The 18,706-nt window shown below is 34.3% G+C and carries 23 protein-coding genes; 6 read left to right on the top strand and 17 right to left on the bottom strand.

Features of this window, described 5'->3' with window-relative positions; all coding sequences use genetic code 11:
- Positions 1-16: 16 nt before the first annotated feature.
- Entirely contained in the window at positions 17-742 is a 726-nt protein-coding gene (gene pdaB, locus AC1Q8N_RS21910; RefSeq protein WP_095205706.1) for a polysaccharide deacetylase family sporulation protein PdaB, read from the bottom strand.
- Positions 743-788: 46 nt separating this feature from the next.
- Positions 789-1,052: a hypothetical protein gene (locus AC1Q8N_RS21905; protein WP_001146295.1), complete on the bottom strand. Its 264-nt coding sequence runs from the start codon at positions 1,050-1,052 to the stop codon at positions 789-791.
- A gap of 121 nt (positions 1,053-1,173) precedes the next feature.
- Here AC1Q8N_RS21905 and AC1Q8N_RS21900 point away from each other — a divergent pair, with 121 nt between their 5' ends.
- Together AC1Q8N_RS21900 and AC1Q8N_RS21895 are read left to right on the top strand one after the other, a co-directional pair.
- Entirely contained in the window at positions 1,174-1,296 is a 123-nt protein-coding gene (locus AC1Q8N_RS21900; protein WP_000517650.1) for a small acid-soluble spore protein P, read from the top strand.
- Positions 1,297-1,420: 124 nt separating this feature from the next.
- Positions 1,421-1,807 carry an Hsp20/alpha crystallin family protein gene (locus tag AC1Q8N_RS21895; protein WP_140386854.1) on the top strand — a complete coding sequence of 129 codons (387 nt, stop codon included), beginning with the start codon at positions 1,421-1,423 and terminating at the stop codon, positions 1,805-1,807.
- 92 nt (positions 1,808-1,899) lie between these two features.
- Here the strand turns inward: AC1Q8N_RS21895 and AC1Q8N_RS21890 are convergent, their stop codons facing one another.
- Both AC1Q8N_RS21890 and AC1Q8N_RS21885 read right to left on the bottom strand, forming a co-directional pair.
- Positions 1,900-3,138 carry an MDR family MFS transporter gene (locus AC1Q8N_RS21890; protein ID WP_493521379.1) on the bottom strand — a complete coding sequence of 413 codons (1,239 nt, stop codon included), beginning with the start codon at positions 3,136-3,138 and terminating at the stop codon, positions 1,900-1,902.
- Positions 3,139-3,204: 66 nt separating this feature from the next.
- Positions 3,205-3,612, bottom strand: coding sequence for a hypothetical protein (locus tag AC1Q8N_RS21885; protein WP_493521378.1), 408 nt, complete (start codon positions 3,610-3,612; stop codon positions 3,205-3,207).
- 134 nt (positions 3,613-3,746) lie between these two features.
- Here AC1Q8N_RS21885 and AC1Q8N_RS21880 point away from each other — a divergent pair, with 134 nt between their 5' ends.
- Complete coding sequence (locus AC1Q8N_RS21880) at positions 3,747-4,949, top strand: alanyl-tRNA editing protein (RefSeq protein WP_493521377.1); 1,203 nt, start codon at positions 3,747-3,749, stop codon at positions 4,947-4,949.
- A 44-nt stretch (positions 4,950-4,993) separates the two neighbouring features.
- Here the strand turns inward: AC1Q8N_RS21880 and AC1Q8N_RS21875 are convergent, their stop codons facing one another.
- Complete coding sequence (locus AC1Q8N_RS21875; RefSeq protein ID WP_000446730.1) at positions 4,994-5,437, bottom strand: NUDIX hydrolase; 444 nt, start codon at positions 5,435-5,437, stop codon at positions 4,994-4,996.
- 104 nt (positions 5,438-5,541) lie between these two features.
- Here AC1Q8N_RS21875 and AC1Q8N_RS21870 point away from each other — a divergent pair, with 104 nt between their 5' ends.
- The gene (locus AC1Q8N_RS21870) at positions 5,542-6,123 is read left to right on the top strand and encodes a DUF6434 domain-containing protein (RefSeq protein WP_001247733.1); all 582 of its coding nucleotides are present in this window, start codon (positions 5,542-5,544) and stop codon (positions 6,121-6,123) included.
- Positions 6,124-6,130: 7 nt separating this feature from the next.
- Here AC1Q8N_RS21870 and AC1Q8N_RS21865 read toward each other — a convergent pair whose 3' ends face one another.
- The 8 genes from AC1Q8N_RS21865 to AC1Q8N_RS21830 all read right to left on the bottom strand — a co-directional run bounded on the left by AC1Q8N_RS21865 (position 6,131) and on the right by AC1Q8N_RS21830 (position 14,191).
- Positions 6,131-7,222, bottom strand: a complete 1,092-nt coding sequence (locus AC1Q8N_RS21865) for an acetyl-CoA C-acyltransferase (RefSeq protein ID WP_493521376.1) — start codon at positions 7,220-7,222, stop codon at positions 6,131-6,133.
- The gene (locus AC1Q8N_RS21860; RefSeq protein WP_493521375.1) at positions 7,215-8,678 is read right to left on the bottom strand and encodes an acyl-CoA synthetase; all 1,464 of its coding nucleotides are present in this window, start codon (positions 8,676-8,678) and stop codon (positions 7,215-7,217) included. The genes AC1Q8N_RS21865 and AC1Q8N_RS21860 overlap by 8 nt, the downstream gene beginning before the upstream one ends.
- 65 nt (positions 8,679-8,743) lie before the next feature.
- Complete coding sequence (locus AC1Q8N_RS21855) at positions 8,744-9,319, bottom strand: biotin transporter BioY (RefSeq protein ID WP_001093321.1); 576 nt, start codon at positions 9,317-9,319, stop codon at positions 8,744-8,746.
- Between the two features lie 123 nt (positions 9,320-9,442).
- Complete coding sequence (locus tag AC1Q8N_RS21850) at positions 9,443-11,056, bottom strand: long-chain fatty acid--CoA ligase (protein ID WP_098068990.1); 1,614 nt, start codon at positions 11,054-11,056, stop codon at positions 9,443-9,445.
- A 134-nt stretch (positions 11,057-11,190) separates the two neighbouring features.
- Positions 11,191-11,841 (bottom strand): ABC-2 transporter permease, encoded by a 651-nt coding sequence (locus AC1Q8N_RS21845; RefSeq protein ID WP_048544081.1) that lies wholly within the window; start codon positions 11,839-11,841, stop codon positions 11,191-11,193.
- Positions 11,842-12,693 (bottom strand): ABC transporter ATP-binding protein, encoded by an 852-nt coding sequence (locus AC1Q8N_RS21840; protein WP_493521374.1) that lies wholly within the window; start codon positions 12,691-12,693, stop codon positions 11,842-11,844.
- Positions 12,694-12,739: 46 nt separating this feature from the next.
- Positions 12,740-13,528 (bottom strand): helix-turn-helix domain-containing protein, encoded by a 789-nt coding sequence (locus tag AC1Q8N_RS21835; protein WP_098079653.1) that lies wholly within the window; start codon positions 13,526-13,528, stop codon positions 12,740-12,742.
- A gap of 459 nt (positions 13,529-13,987) precedes the next feature.
- Complete coding sequence (locus AC1Q8N_RS21830; protein WP_048544090.1) at positions 13,988-14,191, bottom strand: hypothetical protein; 204 nt, start codon at positions 14,189-14,191, stop codon at positions 13,988-13,990.
- A gap of 152 nt (positions 14,192-14,343) precedes the next feature.
- Here AC1Q8N_RS21830 and AC1Q8N_RS21825 point away from each other — a divergent pair, with 152 nt between their 5' ends.
- Positions 14,344-15,156: a GNAT family N-acetyltransferase gene (locus tag AC1Q8N_RS21825; protein ID WP_048544092.1), complete on the top strand. Its 813-nt coding sequence runs from the start codon at positions 14,344-14,346 to the stop codon at positions 15,154-15,156.
- Positions 15,157-15,327: 171 nt separating this feature from the next.
- On the top strand, positions 15,328-15,531 hold the full coding sequence (locus tag AC1Q8N_RS21820) for a CsbD family protein (protein ID WP_048544094.1): 204 nt from the start codon (positions 15,328-15,330) through the stop codon (positions 15,529-15,531).
- 102 nt (positions 15,532-15,633) lie between these two features.
- Here the strand turns inward: AC1Q8N_RS21820 and AC1Q8N_RS21815 are convergent, their stop codons facing one another.
- The 4 genes from AC1Q8N_RS21815 to ureG are packed head-to-tail and all read right to left on the bottom strand — an operon-like array spanning position 15,634 to position 18,693.
- On the bottom strand, positions 15,634-16,620 hold the full coding sequence (locus AC1Q8N_RS21815) for a HoxN/HupN/NixA family nickel/cobalt transporter (protein WP_098079655.1): 987 nt from the start codon (positions 16,618-16,620) through the stop codon (positions 15,634-15,636).
- Positions 16,607-17,239 (bottom strand): AmiS/UreI family transporter, encoded by a 633-nt coding sequence (locus AC1Q8N_RS21810; protein ID WP_048544098.1) that lies wholly within the window; start codon positions 17,237-17,239, stop codon positions 16,607-16,609. The genes AC1Q8N_RS21815 and AC1Q8N_RS21810 overlap by 14 nt, the downstream gene beginning before the upstream one ends.
- 18 nt (positions 17,240-17,257) lie before the next feature.
- The gene (locus AC1Q8N_RS21805) at positions 17,258-18,079 is read right to left on the bottom strand and encodes an urease accessory protein UreD (protein ID WP_048544100.1); all 822 of its coding nucleotides are present in this window, start codon (positions 18,077-18,079) and stop codon (positions 17,258-17,260) included.
- Complete coding sequence (gene ureG / locus AC1Q8N_RS21800) at positions 18,076-18,693, bottom strand: urease accessory protein UreG (RefSeq protein ID WP_000594929.1); 618 nt, start codon at positions 18,691-18,693, stop codon at positions 18,076-18,078. Before ureG ends, AC1Q8N_RS21805 begins: the two co-directional genes overlap by 4 nt.
- Positions 18,694-18,706: the final 13 nt, after the last annotated feature.

Raw genomic sequence — 18,706 nt, 5'->3', positions numbered from 1 at the left:
CCTTTTGGGATTTTTTCTAATGTTTATAACGTAGTAATTCTGAAACCGTTACAAATCGATATCCTTGTTTTTTCAGCTCAGGTAAAATTTTTGCTAATGCTGCTACTGTTTGACTACGATCATTTCCTCCATCATGTAACAATACGATATCTCCACTTTTAGCATTTTTCACTACATGATTTACAATGGATTCAACCCCTGGATTTGCCCAATCACGCGGGTCTTGATGCCACGACCATAGAACAGTTTGATAACCTGCTTCTTTCGCTGTTTTAAATACAGCATCGTTAATATATCCGCCAGGTGGACGGAATAGTAAAGGTTCTTTCACCCATTTTTCGAAAAATTTCTTTCCATCTAAAATATCATGTTCTAATTTTTCATCCGATGAATTACTCGCATATAAATGATTCATCGTATGATTTCCAATTTCATGTCCCTCTTTTAACACTTGTTTCACTAAATATGGATTACGCTGAACTCGAAATCCAATCATAAAAAATGTTGCTTCTGCTTTATATTGACGTAATAAATGTAAAACTTGCGGTGTATAAGTTGGATCTGGGCCATCATCAAATGTAATGGCAATAATCTTTTCATTATTAGGTACTTCCCACGTTACATAGCCAGTTGGTTCTAGCTCTTTTCTGAGCAACATTTTCGCTTCCACTTTTTCAACTTGAAATATATGTACTGCGCATAATAAACAAAAAACGAATAGAAAAATCTTCTGTTTTAGCATAACGTTCGTCAAAGTAATAAGGTTGTCGAATACACAACAATCTCATTTACTTTTCTAATTGATCTACATTTCGCATAATGTTTTGGAGATTATTTTCGTATTGCTCAAGTTGTGGGCGTTGTGTTTCAGAAGCTACCTCTAACGCATTTTGAATTTGTTCATACGCTTCCTGAACCTCTTGGCGTAACTCTTTTAAATCATGACCGTAGTTTGGATCATTTTTTACAATGTTATTAAATGCGTTTTCTGCTTGTGTAACTCCTTGCTGCGCTGCTTGAAAAGCTTGTTGTTTATCTTTATGATATGGCATTATATAATCCCCTTTCCATAATAGTTAGTCCCATTTATCTTTACCTTTTTTTCTAAAAACATTCTCGTATAAATTTGCAAACTTCTCTCATTCTAAAGAGAAAGAGGAGGTGTCACATACAATGGGAAAAAACAATCGTGAAGCGAAAGAAAAAAAGGGACAACCTGAACCATTAAGCGGATCTCATAAAGTAAAAAACCGTAACCATTCACGCCAAAAAAATCATGCACATCATGATATGTAAAACAAAAGGCTCACACTAGCTACCTTTGCCGCATACAATGTTTATATTTTTTCATTTATTCTTCACCCCTACTTCATTCATGCATAACATAGTATGAATTGAGATTTTACGGAGGGTGTCTTACATGGGCAAGAAAAAGAAGGATTGTCTTTTTCATGTTGATGGTTTCGAAGAATGGATGGATCAATTTTGTTCTGATTCTTGTAGTAACTTTAGTTTCCCAAATCAAATTCATATTGACCTTTGTGAAACTGAACAAGAATACATTTTGGAAACAGATGTACCAAATGTATCCGAACAAAATGTAGTTATTAAAAAGATGGAGACAGGCCTAAATATTTGTATACTTCATAAAAATATTTCTTTGCAGCGGATCATCCCTTTACCCGCTACTATTATTTATAAAAAGATGCTAGCCTGCTTAGAGAATGGATATTTAGCCATTCATATTTCCAAAAATGAAGTTGCTAATAAACATGAAGAAAAAGTTCTTTTTCAAATTGAGAAGTAAAATAAAGTAAAGCTTTAATCAGTGGGTTCTTACTGCCCGCAAATAGCGGGATAAATACAAAAATAAGCCCCAGTCATCTGCTGGGGCTTATTTTATTTCGCATGTAATTCTAAATTACAATTTTTATCATATCTTTTTTTCAATAAACCTTTTGTAACTAAAAGTACAGGAAATGCTACAGTTGAAATTATAGCTAGCGCTGAAAAGACAATAAATCCATTTTGATACCCGTAGTAATCGAGAAGTACTCCCCCAAGCCACGGACCAATTACTGCTCCAATTCCTGAAAACCCCATCGCTCCAAAATAGGTTCCTTTTAAATGCGAGACAGCTATATCATCTATAAACACATCCGTCATGGAAAACATGAGAACTTCTCCAATTGTAAAAATAATTGTGCAGACAGCAGCACCTAGCGTAGATTCTACTATTCCAAATCCAAACAATCCTCCGCTCACAAATAAGGTTCCCACCATAATAGATACTAACGGTGTATACTTTTTACATATTTGAATAACAGGGTATTGAATTACGACTACAACAATCGCATTTAAAGCTAACATATACGAAAACAATGTCACTCCATCCTGAAATATATGTGCATTTGCAAAATATTGAGATACTGTTGTCGTTAAGTGTGAAAAGCCACAATTACTCAAAATAATACCGACTAAAGCAACTAAAAATACGACATCCTTTCGCAATATACGAACTGCATTTAACATTGTGACAGGCTTTTCTGTATTCACTTTCTTTTTTTCAATTGGATACTTCTTAAATTGGAACGCTAATATAGCTGTATATAGAATATATACTCCAGCTGCTACTAAAAAAGGAATTGTAGATTTTGCACTTCCAATCTGTAATCCGACAAGTGGGCCAATCGCTACTCCAACATTTATTGCACCGTAACGCAAATTATATACGAGTAAACGATACTCTGGTTTCGTTAAATCTGATAATAATGCTCTTGATGTCGGCTCAAAAAAAGACCGACATAATCCATTCAAAGCATTTAATAAAAAGAAACTTAAAATATGATTTGCAAGTGAAAAACCTATAAATACAAACACCCAAGCAACCATGGACCATATTATAATCATGTTTCGGCCGAATCGATCCGATAAATTCCCTCCAATAAAACTAGCAAACACTCCAACAAGTGCACTCGTTCCTATAATAGCACCCGTCATTCCAGCTGATACGCCTTTAACAGTCGTTAAATAAATTGCTAAAAAAGGAATACTCATTGACGTGGCGAATCTCGCAAATAAAGTCCCTATTATAATTGTCATTCCTAATGGATGAATATTTTGTAACTTCCCCTTCATCGTTAAACCTACTCTCCCTGTTCTTACATAAAAAAAGAAAGCAAAGAACCTGCTTTCTTTCCCTTTTTATATTTGAGCTGTTGATACCCGAGCTGTTCTCGTTATATCCATATCTATGCCATATGTAAACTGTAATTCTTTACAAACATCTTTAATTAAAATTGCAACATTATACTTCTCATTAAATTGTAAAACGATATTTTCTACTTCTTCATATGTATACTTATACTCCCCTGTAATGACACTTTTTAAATCAAAGCATTCATTTACACAAAGTTGCACAAGCAGCTGATCATATTTCTCTATTACATCTTCTTTCTTCCACAGTACCTCTTTTACATATAACCGATCAAACTTCACACTTTCTCGATTACAATCCGTTAAAATCCGGGCCATTTCATTTAATTCTCGATACAATTCAGAAATATTTTTGCTTAAACTAAGTAGTTTATCTACGCCGTTTTCATATAACATATTCATTCCACCCCCGCATTTTCTTCTTATTATAGCAAGAAAATTCTAAAAAAAGTTTCTTTCTTCTGAAATATTAGGAAACTATTCTCGATTGCTTTACAATGAAACTAGTGAACACGAAAGGGGAAAGAAAATTGGAGCAAAAATTATATTACACTGACGCTTATAAAAAAGACTTTACTACGAAAGTCATAAAGCAAGATTATGATAAAAACGGTAACTTATACGTTGTTTTAAATGAAACAGCATTTTATCCGACAGGTGGCGGGCAGCCCCATGATACTGGAACTTTAAATGGAATTGCTGTACTCGATGTTGAAGAAGTCAATGACGAAATCCGCCACTTCATTACCGAACAATTACATACAGAAGAAGTAGAAGGTAAAATTAATTGGGAGCGCCGTTTTGATCATATGCAGCAACATGCGGCTCAGCACATTTTATCTGCTGCTTTTTGGGACCATTTTAACATACCTACGATTGGATTCCATCTTGGTAAAGAAACGGTAACAATCGATTTAGAAACAGAAAATCTTCATGCAGAAACGGTTGAAGAAGCGGTACAAATTGCAAAAAAAATTGTTTTTGAAAACCATCCAATCCGCATCGAGTGGATGAACTTAGAAGAAGCGAAAACATTACCCCTTCGTAAAGAACCGACTATGACAGAAAATATACGCGTTGTTATTATCGAAAACTTTGATTATAACGGCTGTGGCGGAACACACCCGAAACGTACAGGTGAAGTAGGTCCTATTCAAGTACTAGGATGGGAGCGTAATAAAGGCGGCATACGATTAACGTTTATAGCTGGCTGGCGCACACTAAAACTTATGGGGCAACAGCAACAAATTATAAAGGATGTTTCTAAACAATTAAACAGTAGCGAGAGTGATATTCCAGCAAAAGTAGCACAACTTCTTACTTCTCAAAAAGAAAATGAAAAAGCAATACAAACAATGAATGAAAAATTATTATTTGCAGAGGCAAACGAACTACTTCAACAGCCTTCAGAAAAACATACCGGTATACTTATTTCTAAAGTATTTACAAATCGTTCTATGCAAGAAATCGCAAAGCTTTCTGCCATTATTACAGAACAACAAGAGCATGCCATTACATATTTCGTTATTGAAAATGAGGACAAACTACAATGCATCCTCGCTTGTGGAAAAACAGTCACGCTCGATATGAATGCTCTTTTAAAAGAGGCACTTCCTACAATTGAAGGAAAAGGTGGCGGAAATAAAAAGAGTGCTCGCGGTGGCGGAAAAGCGGTTATGACCGGGGACGAATTTTTAAATCAACTCGTTTCTTCTTTACAGTCAGAAGTGTAAAACATGTTTATGAAGGATAGCTAACTGCTATCCTTCAACTATATTTACAAACCTATATTTTGTTTCAAGCCTTGATAACTCCATGCACTTGCAAAACCTTCACTTATAAGAGTTATAAAAGTTTCCGAAAAACCATATTGACTTAAATCTTTAATCGGTACCATTTGCACATCTTGAATTGGATTATAATCAAACTCATTAGAAGGTAGCGTAATTTCACCTTCAATCCTTTCAAGCAGAAACGTAATATGTAATAAAGATGGACTAGCATCTGGTTTATCACAAACATAGAGTAGATTCTTAATTTTAACTTCTAATCCTGTTTCTTCTCTCATTTCTCGAATCATCGCTTCTTCTAACGTTTCACCATTCTCTACCCTTCCCCCAGGTAAAGACCAATTGCGATTAGCAACTTTTTGCTTTACTAGCAATACTTTTTCATCTTCAATTAAAATTCCCGTAACACGAACTTGCATTACACTTTCCATATGTAATCTCCTCTTCCCGTTATATTTACAAATTAACCCTTCCACAAAAAGAACATACGTTTTATAATTAAAGAAAATTATGGAAGAAAGAAGTTGTTACATCTATGCGTCCACCTTTAACAAAGTCTATATCACTTGAAGATTTCCAAAACTTTTATTGGTTAAAAGCAGAACTCCAAACATTTTGTCGTGAGCATGGTTTGCCAGCTAGTGGCTCTAAGATTGAAATAACCGAGCGTATCTCACATTATTTACATACTGGTAAAATATTAAAAAACAGCTCTAGTCAAAAGGTGAGTAAAGCTTCCCTCTCTTATAAAGAACTTTCTCTTCAAACGATTATTACTAACAATCACCGCTGCAGCGAAGATGTTCGTGCTTTTTTCAAAGAAAAAATCGGAGCAAACTTCCGCTTTACAGTAGCTCTTCAAAAGTTTTTTAAAGAGAATGTCGGAAAAACATATGAAGACGCGCTAACGTTTTGGTATGAAGAAAACGAACGAAAAAAAGATCCTACATACAAAACAACTATTAGCGCGCAGTTTGAATACAATCGTTTCACTCGCGACTTTTTCGAAGATCCAAATAACAAAGGGAAATCAAAAGCTGATGCTATCGCTGCTTGGAATGAAATAAAAGCAAAACCTGGTAGCAATGCTTATGTTCCTCAAAAAGTAGAAAACTAGTCCCTTTCTAGTTTTCCACTTTCTCAAATAATAGCGCAAGCCCTATTCCACCACCAATTCCTAACGTCGCAATTCCATATTTCATATGCTCTCTTTTCGCTTGATAAAACAAATGTGTCACAAGCATAGCTCCAGATGCACCGTACGGATGACCTAGCGCAATTGCACCACCATTTATATTTAATTTTTCGAAAGGAATTTGTAACTCCTTTGCACAAGCAACAACCTTTGAAGCAAATGCTTCATTTATTTCAAAATAATCGATGTCCTCTACTTTCATATTCATTTCATTTAATAATTTGTTCACCGCAAATATCGGACCAGTCCCCGGAAGATTTGGAGCCACTCCAACTACAGCACTACGAACGAAACGAAGTACAGGCTTATATCCTAATTTTCGGGCTTGCCCCTCTTCCATTACAAGAACGGCACATGCCCCATCATTTACACCGCACGAATTACCTGCCGTTACTGTACCATTTTGTAAAAATGCGGGCTTAGTTCTTTTAATCATTCTTTCATACTTCATTTCTCGTTTTATAGACTCATCTAAAGATCCATTAAAAGAAAGTATTTCATCTTGTAAATATCCATTTTCTACTGCTTGCAGTGTCCGTTTATAACTAAGGCAAGCATACTCGTCTTGCATTTCTCGCGTTATATTATAACGCTCTGCAACATATTCAGCTGCCACTCCCATATTAGGATCACCAATTGTTTCTGGTGAAAATCGCGCTCTATTTTGAAAAGGTGATGTACTTGTACTCTCTACTCCTCCTGCAATATAACAATTACCTGCGCCGCCTTGAATGAAATGACATGCAGTACGAATCGCTTCCAATCCGGCACCACATTGCCGGTCAATCGTTACACCAGGAATATGATAGCCAAGTCCTGCTTCTAAAGCAGATAATCTCGCAACATTCCCTCCCGGCCCCACAATATTCCCTAATATGACATCGTCTATTTCTCTCTCAATTCCTTTACTTAAAAACGTAAGAAGCGGCGTTACTAATTGGTGAACTTCATAATCTTTCAACATCCCATTCTTCTTACCAATAGGTGTCCTTTTTGCTTCTACAATAACCGCTCTATTCATATATTTTCTCCAGGTTTTCAATCATATTTTTTGCTGCAATACGAGCGATTTTCCCGCTATTTGTATACGGTATTTCATCTACAAAATGCCATTCTTTCGGTATTTTAAACGAGGATAATCGTTGTAAGCAAAAACTTTTTAATTGTTGCTTCGTAGCACTTCCTTTTACGATGGCGACAGGTTTTTCACCCCAATAACTATCTTTCACGCCAACTACAACTATTTCATCAACAGCTGTATGTTCATGTAATACACTTTCTATTTCTTCTGGGAAAATATTAATTCCTCCAAATAAAATCATATTCTTCTCTCTACCTACTATATATATAAAGCCTTCTTCATCTTCATAACCTACATCTCGCACTGTCATCCAGCCATCCGCAGTCAACTCTGGAACTAAAACCTTATCCAATATGTAGCCCATAAAAAACTGATCACTTTTCACATAAACAGTTCCTATCTCGCCTTTCTGTACTTCTTCTCCTGCTTCGTTACATATTCGAACTTGCACATTGTGACAAGGTTTTCCTACTGAATTTGGCCTTCTATCACTCTCTTCATCAACTAGTGCTGTTACAAAACTTAGTTCCGATGCACCGTAAAATTCATATTTTTGCGCATAAGGAAATATAATCTTTATTTTTTCTTTCGCTTCAGCTTCCCATTTCGCTCCTGACGAAATAATTTTCATTCCATTTTCTATTACTCTATTTTCTTTATATAAAGATTCTAGCATTGTCGGAACTGTATACATGACCGAAACGTGTTCCGTTTCTAACTTATCCAGCACTTGATCTGGAATAAACTTTTTCATAATATGCACCGTTTGCCCTACATATAATGCACTTATTGCACCGTATAAAAAAAGAGAATGAACGAGCGTCCCAGCTATTAAAATAGAATCTTCTTTTTTCATATGGAAGTCATGTATATTGCAATCAAAACTATGAATCCACGATTGTTGTGCACGTAAAAATGCTTTTGCCTTTCCAGTCGATCCTGATGTAAATCCCATATAAAACGGAGCATTTTGTACACTTTCTACAGGATTATATGTAGGAAGATAGTTCTCTATCATTCTTTTCCACTCATCAATTTCAATTACTCTTCCTTCTTCATCCGGTAGATCATTTACCTTATATCGCTCTGTCACAATCATAGCCGGGTTACTGATCGCAATTCTTTCTTTGAGCTCATCCTCTTTCCACTTTATATCTAACGGCACACAAACCCATCCGGCCATAGCAGCACCAGCAAATAGTTGTAAAAACTCCATACTATTTTCTAATACAATTGCTATCGTTTTATTCTGCGATTCTTTTTCATTCAACCAGTTTGCTACTTTACATACTGACTCAAACCATTCTTTAAATGTTAATACTCGATCATTTTCCTTTATTGCTATTTTATTTGTTTGTAAAGAGGCATACTTTTTATATTCTTTTGTAATCCCCATTTGAGACGTCCTTTCTTTACAAAATAATAAAAAGAAACACGCAATGAACGTGTTTCTTCTCTTTCTTATCCCGCATTTGTATATTTCCCACTCTTGAGAGCAGGCGTAATAATATGTTTCAATGAACGATGTAATTTCGTTACAAGAATTGCTGCTATAATCGCTTTTATGCAATCACCTGGTAAAAATACAGCACTTACTTTCATCGTCTGCCATATAGAAACATCCATAAAGAAAGCTTGTACAATAATACCAAATACATAAACTACGAAAATACCACCAATTATATTAATACATAATACCTTTATTATAGAAACTTCACGTAAACGCTCAATTAAATAACCAATGACAAACGCTCCAACGATATAACCAAGTAAATATCCTGCACTTGGCCCAACAAATACGCCTGGACCACCGCGTCCACCAGCAAGTAATGGTGCTCCAACTCCAACTATAAGTAAGAAAATAAGCTGACTTAACGCACCAAGACGTGATCCTAACAATCCACCAGCAAGCATAACACCGAGTGATTGTAATGTAATCGGAACTGGTGTAATAGCAAGAGCAATTGGAGGTATTAACCCTAACACTCCCATAATAGAACTAAATAAAGCGACGAAAACTAAGTTTTTTGTATTCATATTTGCTTCTCCTATTTGTAAACTTAAAATGATTTTCAGATAACATATTATAGGAGTTATATTATCTTTCTATTTAGTCTTTGTCAACTTGTTTTAAATATAGGTTTACAAATATTTTTTCAATTATTTCTCTTTATGCAAATGCTCAAGTTCTTTCCGAAGCGCCTGTTTTAAAAACTTCCCAACAGATGTTTTCGGTATTTCTTCCATAAATACAATATCATCTGGTAACCACCACTTCGCAAACTGTGGCTTTAAAAACTCATATATTTCTTCTTTTGTTACTGTACTATTTTTCTTTTGAACGACGCAGGCAATTGGTCGCTCTTGCCACTGCGGATGAGGAACGGCAACGACAGCTGCTTCAAATATAGCATCATGTGCCATTAATGCATTTTCAAGGTCAACTGAAGAAATCCACTCACCTCCGCTTTTAATAACATCTTTCGTACGGTCAACAATTTTCACGCAGCCTTCCTCGTCAACCGTAACGACATCTCCTGTATATAACCAACCATCACGAAAACCTTCGACAGTACGTTCATCGTTATAATAACTTTCAGCGATCCATGGTGCTCGTAAACATAGTTCTCCCATTTCCGTACCATCCCACTTCACTTCACCGTTTGTACCGACTACTTTCATCTCCACACCAGGGACAAGATACCCTTGTTTTGAGCGGATTTCTAATTGCTCTTCATATGATAATTCTGTTTCATAACTTTTTAAACGTGCAAGTGTTACGAGTGGGCTTGTTTCAGTCATACCATATGCATGTACGAAAGGAACATTATATTTTTGCTCAAATGCTTTAATAACGCTTTTCGGTGCAGCAGCACCACCGCATAATATTCTCGTTATACTAGATAAATCGTAACTATTATTTTCTAACTCTTGTAATACACCGAGCCAAATTGTCGGCACACCTGCTGCTATCGTTACTTTTTCAGCTTGAATCATCTCTAATAAAATTTTTGGAGTAAACATTGGTCCTGGCAGTACTTGTTTAGTTCCAAACCAAGTAGCTGCAAAAGGGAGCCCCCAAGCGTTCACATGGAACATCGGTACAATTGCCATCGCCGCATCACTTTCCGATAAAGCAGCTGTATCCGCTAAACCGAGTGCCATACAATGTAATACAGTACTACGATGCGTATATACAACACCTTTTGGGTTTCCTGTAGTCGCTGACGTATAACACATACCAGCAGGTGTATTTTCATCAATATCTTTTACAAATTGGAAAGTTGGATCGCCTTCTTCTAATAGCTTTTCATAATGATATACAGGTTCTAGCGTAGTATTGGGAAGTTCATCTTTATCAGTCATAATAATGTAGGCTTGTACAGTTGATAATTGTGATTGAATATTTTCAACAAGTGGTACGAGATCTTCATCTATAAGTAGAATTCGATCTTCTGCGTGCTGAATAATGTATGAAATATGTTGAGGAGATAAACGAATATTAATTGTGTGTAAAACGGAAGCAATACCAGGAATAGCAAAATACGCTTCCACATGTCGATGATGATTCCACGCTAACGTTCCTATACGCTCGCCTTCTTTAATCCCAAGCTTTTGTAACGCACTAGAAAGCCTTCTCGTCCTTTCACCTAACTGCTTATACGTTAACGTCGTAACTGTATCATGTGTCCGTGAAACAATTTCTTTCTTTGAAAACAGTTTTTCTGCTCTTTCCATCATAGAACTAATTGTTAACGGTACATTCATCATCATATTGGTTATATCCCCCTTTAAAGCGTTTTCATTTTGTTCATTATAACAGATTTCTACAAGTGATTACGACATTTTTCCGTATTTTCTGAATTATTCCTTTGGAAATAATTCAGAAAATATTAAGAAAAAACATACTAAAACTCCTTCTTACGATATATAAATACCGAAATAACAAAAGAAAAGATATATATGATAACGCCAAATATTGTATATAGAATTGAAACGTATACAGATAAATTTAAATTTGATATTGGAAATTGTTCTATTAGATAGCCAATTACACTTTGTAATCCGAAATAAGTAACAAGTCCCCCGCATGCGCCTCCAATTGTAATAACATCAGATTTTTCTGCTCCAAAAACATACAGGAGTGGATAGGCTATCGCTCCGGCATTAAGAATGATGAACGTCCCTAAAGAAACACTATTAAATATACCATCATCAATTGGTGTATCTGAAATGAAACCATGTACATAAAATATGCCATATGATAATACAGTACCAATAATTACAACTAAAAAATAGAAAAGGTAGTGACTTTGTACAATGTTATTTCTAGTAACCGGTAAAGTAAGTACATACTTTTCATAACCTGACTTACTCTCATATTTAATAACTTCAAGTGCAGGAATCGCAGCAAAAAAGATAATAAACGTAGCAATTAAACGGTACATTGAAGCATCACCAAAATAAAAAACGAATCCTGCTCCTAATATCGCTATTCCCATGAACATAAAGAAAGTTCGATACACTAGATAATAGTTTGTCAATAATAAACCTCTCATTTATTTTTCACTCCTCGTTAATAAGACACTCATTTCTTCTATCGAAATGGTTCTATGAGCAATCCCATTTGGTAGTTTATGCACATCTGATACAAGTACATTGAAATAAGAACCATTATTCCTTTTCACCACAACTATATCTTTGTTAATTAAAGTTAGTTGTTCCTCATCAACATCTACAATGGCATACTTGTCCAAAACCTTATTCTTTTCTTCATTCAATAAAATTTCTCCATCTTTTATAATGATAAGATGGCTAGCTATTTTTTCTACATCACTCATAATATGAGAAGAAAGTAGTATACCACCATTACTTTTACTCACAAAACTTTTTAATTCCTCCAACACCTCCTCCCTAGATGAAGGATCGAGACCTCCCGTCGCTTCATCTAGAATTAATAATTTTGCATTATGTGACAGCGCAACAGCTATAGTTAGTTTCATTGACATTCCACGCGAGAATTTACCTACTTTCTCATTAGTAGGTAAAGAGAAAGAATGAACTAATCGGTAAAAATTTTCTCTATCCCAAGAGTCAAACATCTTTTCAAAAACTTTGTTTAGTTGCTTTATCGTAAGATGAGCCGGTAGATTCATAGCATCAAATACGACTCCTATCTTTTCCTTAATCTTGGCATCTTTATTTATATTTTCTTTACCAAATATTTTTACTGTACCATTATCTTTAGAAATTAATTGTAATACTGTTTTAAAGGTTGTTGATTTCCCAGCTCCATTGTTACCAATGAATCCAACAATTGATCCAGACCGCACATTGAAGGAAACATCTCTTAAAACAACTTTATTTCCAAATGATTTACTTAAATTTTCAATTTCTAGAAGATTTGACATCATTACACTCCTATCTTAACTTTTAATAAAAATATGTTTTCTCCTATTAAAAATTATCCACTTTTTCTCTCACTTTCTTTTTCAGTTTAAAAATAAGACGATTACTATATTCTTTATTTTCTACTAAAATTCGATACGCCTCTAATACTCCTAACATACGAACAAAAAGATAAACTCCGATAGCAATAAGTACAACACAATAAGGGTGATACTGTACTAATTCTCCTGAAGTGATATGCTTTTTCTCAAACAAAAACGGGATTGCGCCTGCGGCTATAAAACAAAATCCAATGATCATTACTGCCGCATACTTTTTCTTAATAATTGCATATCTTTTTGTCAATTCTTTTAGAAAGTTTTGATCAAATAGTAGTTCTTCTTTTTTCAATACATTGTATCGACTCTCTTCTATCGTTGCCGGTACCATCATTGCTCCAATTCCAAGAACAGCAATGATAATGACAAGGAATGTCGACATTGTTGCATCTTCCTTAAATAATAAATACGGTATTGTAGATAAAATAAGCAAACTAAATCCTAACGCAATATATTTAGAAATTTTTTGTCCATATACTATATACCCTTCTGCCATTTCCTTACTTACGTAATAACCATCCACATTTTCATTACTTTGCTCAGCAGTTTCTTTTAATAAATAGTCGAGTGATACTTCAAATACATTTCCAATCATTATTAACTTTTCAGTTTCAGGAAAACCTTGACCGTTTTCCCATTTACTAACCGCTTGCCTTGTTGTGTTTAATTTTTCAGCTAATGCTTCTTGAGAAAGGCCCTTTTCCTTTCTTAATTTAAAAAGCTTTTCACCAAATCCCATATGTGTGTCCCCCTTTGTTTTCTTAACTAAATTGTATGTAAACATTACCCTTATCTCTATCTTCCTGCAGTTGCACTTTGTCAACTTATGGTTGCGATTGTGTTATATAGCCGTTTTCTATACGATTTAGCTAGTTTTCTTCTATGATTATGGCGTTAATAAAATACCCTCTCCCAATAACCAATTATAACAATTAAAGGTAATTACTGTTACAAAAAAAAAAAAAAACTCCCTTATTCATTTAAAGGAGTTTTCGATATGAAGTATTCCAATAAGGGTTAATTTGTCTTCCCCATATTGATTCACAATTTCTTCTATACATTTTTGTATGTCGTGCAACGATTAATAAGCATCCCACACAGTATATGTTGTTATCTCTTTATATAAAGACATACTCATATATATATATATGTAAAATATTACTCCTCTAACTTCCCTAATAAAAACACTTCTCCATAATTATAACGGCTTCTGCTTAAACTTTTCATAATGTCGTACTTTTAATAAAAGGATATTCCCGCAATCTGTACAAATATAAGCATCTACTGGTGAAGATGTGAACATCGTCTCCTTTTTCCGTATTTGTGCATAACCGACAAACTCCCCTTCTCCTATGTTATGAGAACCACAATTAGAGCATGTCTGCACGTCTTCCTGTTTCATGAGAGCACCACCTTTAATCTGTTTCCACTCCCTTCGACAGTTCACTTCCATTTCCCTTCCAAAAAACCTCTTATTCTCTTACATTTCAACAGGAATCTCCGAACAAACATCGTATATGTACTATGAAATATATTTATTGACGGAGGAATATTATGAGTACAATTATGACACTCAATGCAGCTCAAGAAATTGAAAACGCAGAAATACATATGCTCTCTTCTAGACTACAAGCACTACAAGCGTTAGCTGAAAATCCAATGCAAATACAAATGAAAAAGTTCGGGAATGCCACTGCCTTTTCATCAAAAATAATTTTTGGTCCTGCTTTTAACACAGTAAAAGGCGTTACCTTTACAAATACAGATGAGATAGATGAAATCGTCTCTTATTATCAATCGCTACAAATCCCTTGTCGTTTTGAAATTACACCCGCTCAAGGTACAGCTGAATTATTTCAATACTTATCTCAAAAAGGATTTTACCAATCCAGCTTCCATACCGCTTTATATAGTATACCGAGAGAAGATCCATCCCTACTTACTTCTAACATTTCAGTACGCCAACTAAAAGAAAATGAATTTCATATTTTTGCAGACATATATGTACGTGGATTTAACATGCCACCCTTTACAAAAGATGGCGTACGCCAAAATAACGAAATTCTCTACAATAAACCTGGCTGGCATTTTTTCATAGCCGAAGTTCAAAATACTCCTGCAGGCATTGGTGTCCTGTATATAAATAATGGGATTGCTTCATTAGCTGCTTCTGCTACTTTGCCAGAATTTCAGCGTAAAGGCTGTCATACTGCCTTAATTCAAAAACGAATAGAAAAAGCTCTAGCGAAAAACTGTCATTTAATAGTCGGACAAGCAAGGTTCGGTAGCGGAAGTCAAAATAATATGGAACGTGCCCATATGAAAATTGCTTATACAAAATCAATATGGACTGCAAAAGACATGTAATTTACATGCTTTCTCTTCTCATTACAATTTTATACATTTCATGACAATTCCTTTTCTATCCTATTAATCATTTGAATATTCAAACTAGATTTGTTACGCTATTACTAGATACATCGTTCAACTTGCAATATGAAAAGAGAATTCTAATCAAACTACAAGGAGGAGAAATGTATGACTAAGAATGATCATGGTTTAAAGGAAAAAGTAGAAGGTGCCATTGATAAAGTAAAAGGTGAAGTAAAAGAAGTTGTCGGGAAAGTAACTGACAATAAGAAATTACAAGCTGAAGGAAAATGGGATAAAGTGAAAGGCACTGCTAAAGATACGGTTGGTAATGTAAAAGAAAAAGTTCATGAATATAAGGAACATAAATAAAAAAACACGTTAGATGTATTTCCATCTAACGTGTTTTTTTATTTTATAAAATTTTATCTTTACTTTATATACATAATGAACCAAATGACATACAATATATTTTTATTTCTCTATACTCTTTGTAAGCGGTTCTTTAAAGGCATTTCTATTCCACACAGCAAAAACAATAAGAGAAATAATAAAGAATACAACAAGACATATACCCAAATAATCAAAATTAACTACCTGTATGAGATTCCAAAACGGGCCCTGTAAATTATAGCTTTCAATAAGCAAAGATAATAGTTGATAACCCCCTATTAAAAAAGCCGTTATAACAGATATTGAGGTAATTAATACGTTATATGAATTTCTTATTCGACTATTTTCCATTGCCCACTTATAATTCGTATTCATGAATGTACTATCTAATGTATCCATCAATGACATTCCTGCAGCAAACAAAATGGGAAAAGCAAATATGCTTACAAGCGGGATAGATTGACTTGTTGCAGTTACTGTAGAAAGAGCAATTAATCCGATTTCACTTGCTGTATCAAAACCAAGACCAAATAAAAAACCGATTATATACAATTGCTTTTGACTATCAATAAACGTAAATAAGCGTTGCGTGAAACGGTATATAAATCCTAAGTTCTCTGGCTGCTTATCCTCTTTGCTTCGTAACACTTTAATAAGATACAACAGATTGGTAAGACCGATAATAATAAGAAATGTACTAGAAACAATTGTTCCGATAATACCGCCTATAGTAGAAAAACTCTCCATTCCATGTTTTGCTGTTTTTCCAATTAAAGCAATTAATACGATCATCACAAATACTACAGTAGAGTGTCCTAATGAGAAGTAAAACCCCACCCCCTGTGAGTTTTTACCTTTTTCAATTAATTTTCGAACAGTATTATCAATTGCGACAATATGATCACTATCAAACGCATGACGCAATCCTAAAGAATATGCAATAATAGCCATTCCAATTATGCTATTACCTTTATACAGTGCAGGTAATAATAAGAGAATTCCGAGCACATGAAGAAATATAATAATAACAAAAAAATTAGTTGCTTTTTTCAGTTCACTTTTCCACATAGTTACTAACCCTTTCTACTTTAGATTGAATACTCTTGAAAAAGAAAAGTGCCATAATAAAAACTACAATCGTTATAATAGTCACTAAAATAATTACAAAATCATTTAACATGCCTGTATGATTTGTAAGTTTTAACAGGGCTGGTATCGTTGCAGTAATCCAAGATTCAATGAAGCAAACAATCCCTACATAAATATGAATCTTCTTTTTCAACCCATCTTGCAGGAAAAATAAAAACCAAAGGAACGCCCAAAAAAACCAAATTATTGTACTTTGTAGACTTCCACTCTCATGTAATTGATTCACTATTCCCATAACTGTTGCAATAATAGCAACCCAAAGAGAATAGTAACCTACACCTGAAGAATCAAGTTTTAATATATTCGTAAGGCCAACATATAAATAAGTAAAACCAAATAAAAAAATAGTTCCATTAGATAGGATAGTCCACTCATCAGATTGACTTCCTCTAAATAATAAATATAATGGTGTCAAAGTTTGTAATGCCCCTACAAATAAATTGAAGTACCCTACACTTTTGCTATCAATGAGTTTAAAAGCTGCTAGTGCATTCATAAATAGAACTGCACCGACAAATAATAATCCCACATTAGTCATAGTATCCCCTTCTCCTACTTAATATTTTCGATAGGATGTTAATTCTTCATGTAGACAATTCTCTCTAACAAAACGATGACACTGAAAAAATATAGACTCCATATCCTCTGTATTATGACTAAGTATGCGTATGACAAAACCTTTACATGGCGTAGAAGATATTCCAATCTTCATATTATTAGTGTTAGAAAGCGAAGTTTTCAATGCTGCAATTAAATCATTTGTAATGTTCTCATTAATAACTATGAAAGTACCATAATGGGAATATTGATTTAATATTCCCATTTGATCTAACGACTCTTTTAAAGGGTTTAACAATAGATGATCATAAACTACAAGTTTGTTTTCCATATATATTTTTGTTAGCGAATCAAAATACTGGTATGTGAACTTCTCCATATTTGGAGACCAACCAGGCGTAACTGAATCGCATAAAATCAATGTAGAATTATTTTGCATATATATATTTGCTTTTTGCTTATATGCTGCATCCTTGTACATAATTAACGGGTCTGGTAAATACTCCATAACAGCATTTTCACCAATATAAACATTCAATTCTTGCAAAGCATAACTATTTGGAGTCTTGTAAACTTTCGTTGCTGATTGGCTTGTTATATATGTTTTCGCATCTTCATGAACATTTATATTTATAGAATAGAAATCTCCTTTTAAATAACCTCCACCAGAATTCATGATATAGTAATATGCTCTACCATAATCGTCCAAATATATTGGCTGTGTTACTTTTAAGGCATCTTTATGATAAACCTTAATAGGTACCGTTTTATGTCTCTTTTCCATCACATCAATGCTTAAGACACCTGTAGGGGCTTTCATTTCTTCAATCCTTCTAACATGATGTTTTGTCGCATCCAATTTATTAATCCCTGTAAACCTTCTTCATCCTTCAAATTTGTAAAAAAATATGGTTTATTATGTCGGTAATTTTTCGTATCCTGCTCCATAACTCCAAGATCAGCCCCTACATAAGGTGCCAAATCCGTTTTATTAATAACAAATACATCAGATTTGATCATTCCTTGTCCACCTTTACGAGGAATCTTTTCTCCTTGTGCCACATCGATAATATAAATCGAAAAATCCACTAGCTCTGGACTAAATGTGGCAGCTAAATTATCCCCCCCACTTTCAATAAAAATAATATCTAAATTACTATGTCTAATCATGAGCTCTTCAATTGCTTCAAAATTCATAGAAGCATCCTCTCGAATTGCTGTATGTGGACACCCTCCTGTCTCTACACCAATAATTCTATCTTCTGGCAAAACACCTGTTTTCAATAAAATCTTTGCATCTTCTTTCGTATAAATATCGTTTGTAATCGCTGCAATTTCATAATCTGTATTTAAATATTTTGTTAACTTTTCAACTAACATTGTTTTCCCAGCACCTACCGGGCCACCAATACCAATTTTAATAGGCTTTATCATTTTATTTTTCCTC

The organism is Bacillus sp. GW823-FHT06B01, assembly GCF_058952315.1.
This window is presented reverse-complemented; position numbering and strand designations above follow the sequence as displayed.

Coding starts and splice junctions, on each gene's coding strand:
- pdaB (WP_095205706.1), bottom strand. CDS start 742: ATGCTAAAACAGAAGATTTTTCTATTCGTTTTTTGTTTATTATGCGCA.
- AC1Q8N_RS21905 (WP_001146295.1), bottom strand. CDS start 1,052: ATGCCATATCATAAAGATAAACAACAAGCTTTTCAAGCAGCGCAGCAA.
- AC1Q8N_RS21900 (WP_000517650.1), top strand. CDS start 1,174: ATGGGAAAAAACAATCGTGAAGCGAAAGAAAAAAAGGGACAACCTGAA.
- AC1Q8N_RS21895 (WP_140386854.1), top strand. CDS start 1,421: ATGGGCAAGAAAAAGAAGGATTGTCTTTTTCATGTTGATGGTTTCGAA.
- AC1Q8N_RS21890 (WP_493521379.1), bottom strand. CDS start 3,138: ATGAAGGGGAAGTTACAAAATATTCATCCATTAGGAATGACAATTATA.
- AC1Q8N_RS21885 (WP_493521378.1), bottom strand. CDS start 3,612: ATGTTATATGAAAACGGCGTAGATAAACTACTTAGTTTAAGCAAAAAT.
- AC1Q8N_RS21875 (WP_000446730.1), bottom strand. CDS start 5,437: ATGGAAAGTGTAATGCAAGTTCGTGTTACGGGAATTTTAATTGAAGAT.
- AC1Q8N_RS21870 (WP_001247733.1), top strand. CDS start 5,542: ATGCGTCCACCTTTAACAAAGTCTATATCACTTGAAGATTTCCAAAAC.
- AC1Q8N_RS21865 (WP_493521376.1), bottom strand. CDS start 7,222: ATGAATAGAGCGGTTATTGTAGAAGCAAAAAGGACACCTATTGGTAAG.
- AC1Q8N_RS21860 (WP_493521375.1), bottom strand. CDS start 8,678: ATGGGGATTACAAAAGAATATAAAAAGTATGCCTCTTTACAAACAAAT.
- AC1Q8N_RS21855 (WP_001093321.1), bottom strand. CDS start 9,319: ATGAATACAAAAAACTTAGTTTTCGTCGCTTTATTTAGTTCTATTATG.
- AC1Q8N_RS21850 (WP_098068990.1), bottom strand. CDS start 11,056: ATGATGATGAATGTACCGTTAACAATTAGTTCTATGATGGAAAGAGCA.
- AC1Q8N_RS21845 (WP_048544081.1), bottom strand. CDS start 11,841: ATGAGAGGTTTATTATTGACAAACTATTATCTAGTGTATCGAACTTTC.
- AC1Q8N_RS21840 (WP_493521374.1), bottom strand. CDS start 12,693: ATGTCAAATCTTCTAGAAATTGAAAATTTAAGTAAATCATTTGGAAAT.
- AC1Q8N_RS21835 (WP_098079653.1), bottom strand. CDS start 13,528: ATGGGATTTGGTGAAAAGCTTTTTAAATTAAGAAAGGAAAAGGGCCTT.
- AC1Q8N_RS21830 (WP_048544090.1), bottom strand. CDS start 14,191: ATGAAACAGGAAGACGTGCAGACATGCTCTAATTGTGGTTCTCATAAC.
- AC1Q8N_RS21825 (WP_048544092.1), top strand. CDS start 14,344: ATGAGTACAATTATGACACTCAATGCAGCTCAAGAAATTGAAAACGCA.
- AC1Q8N_RS21820 (WP_048544094.1), top strand. CDS start 15,328: ATGACTAAGAATGATCATGGTTTAAAGGAAAAAGTAGAAGGTGCCATT.
- AC1Q8N_RS21815 (WP_098079655.1), bottom strand. CDS start 16,620: ATGTGGAAAAGTGAACTGAAAAAAGCAACTAATTTTTTTGTTATTATT.
- AC1Q8N_RS21810 (WP_048544098.1), bottom strand. CDS start 17,239: ATGACTAATGTGGGATTATTATTTGTCGGTGCAGTTCTATTTATGAAT.
- AC1Q8N_RS21805 (WP_048544100.1), bottom strand. CDS start 18,079: ATGAAAGCCCCTACAGGTGTCTTAAGCATTGATGTGATGGAAAAGAGA.
- ureG (WP_000594929.1), bottom strand. CDS start 18,693: ATGATAAAGCCTATTAAAATTGGTATTGGTGGCCCGGTAGGTGCTGGG.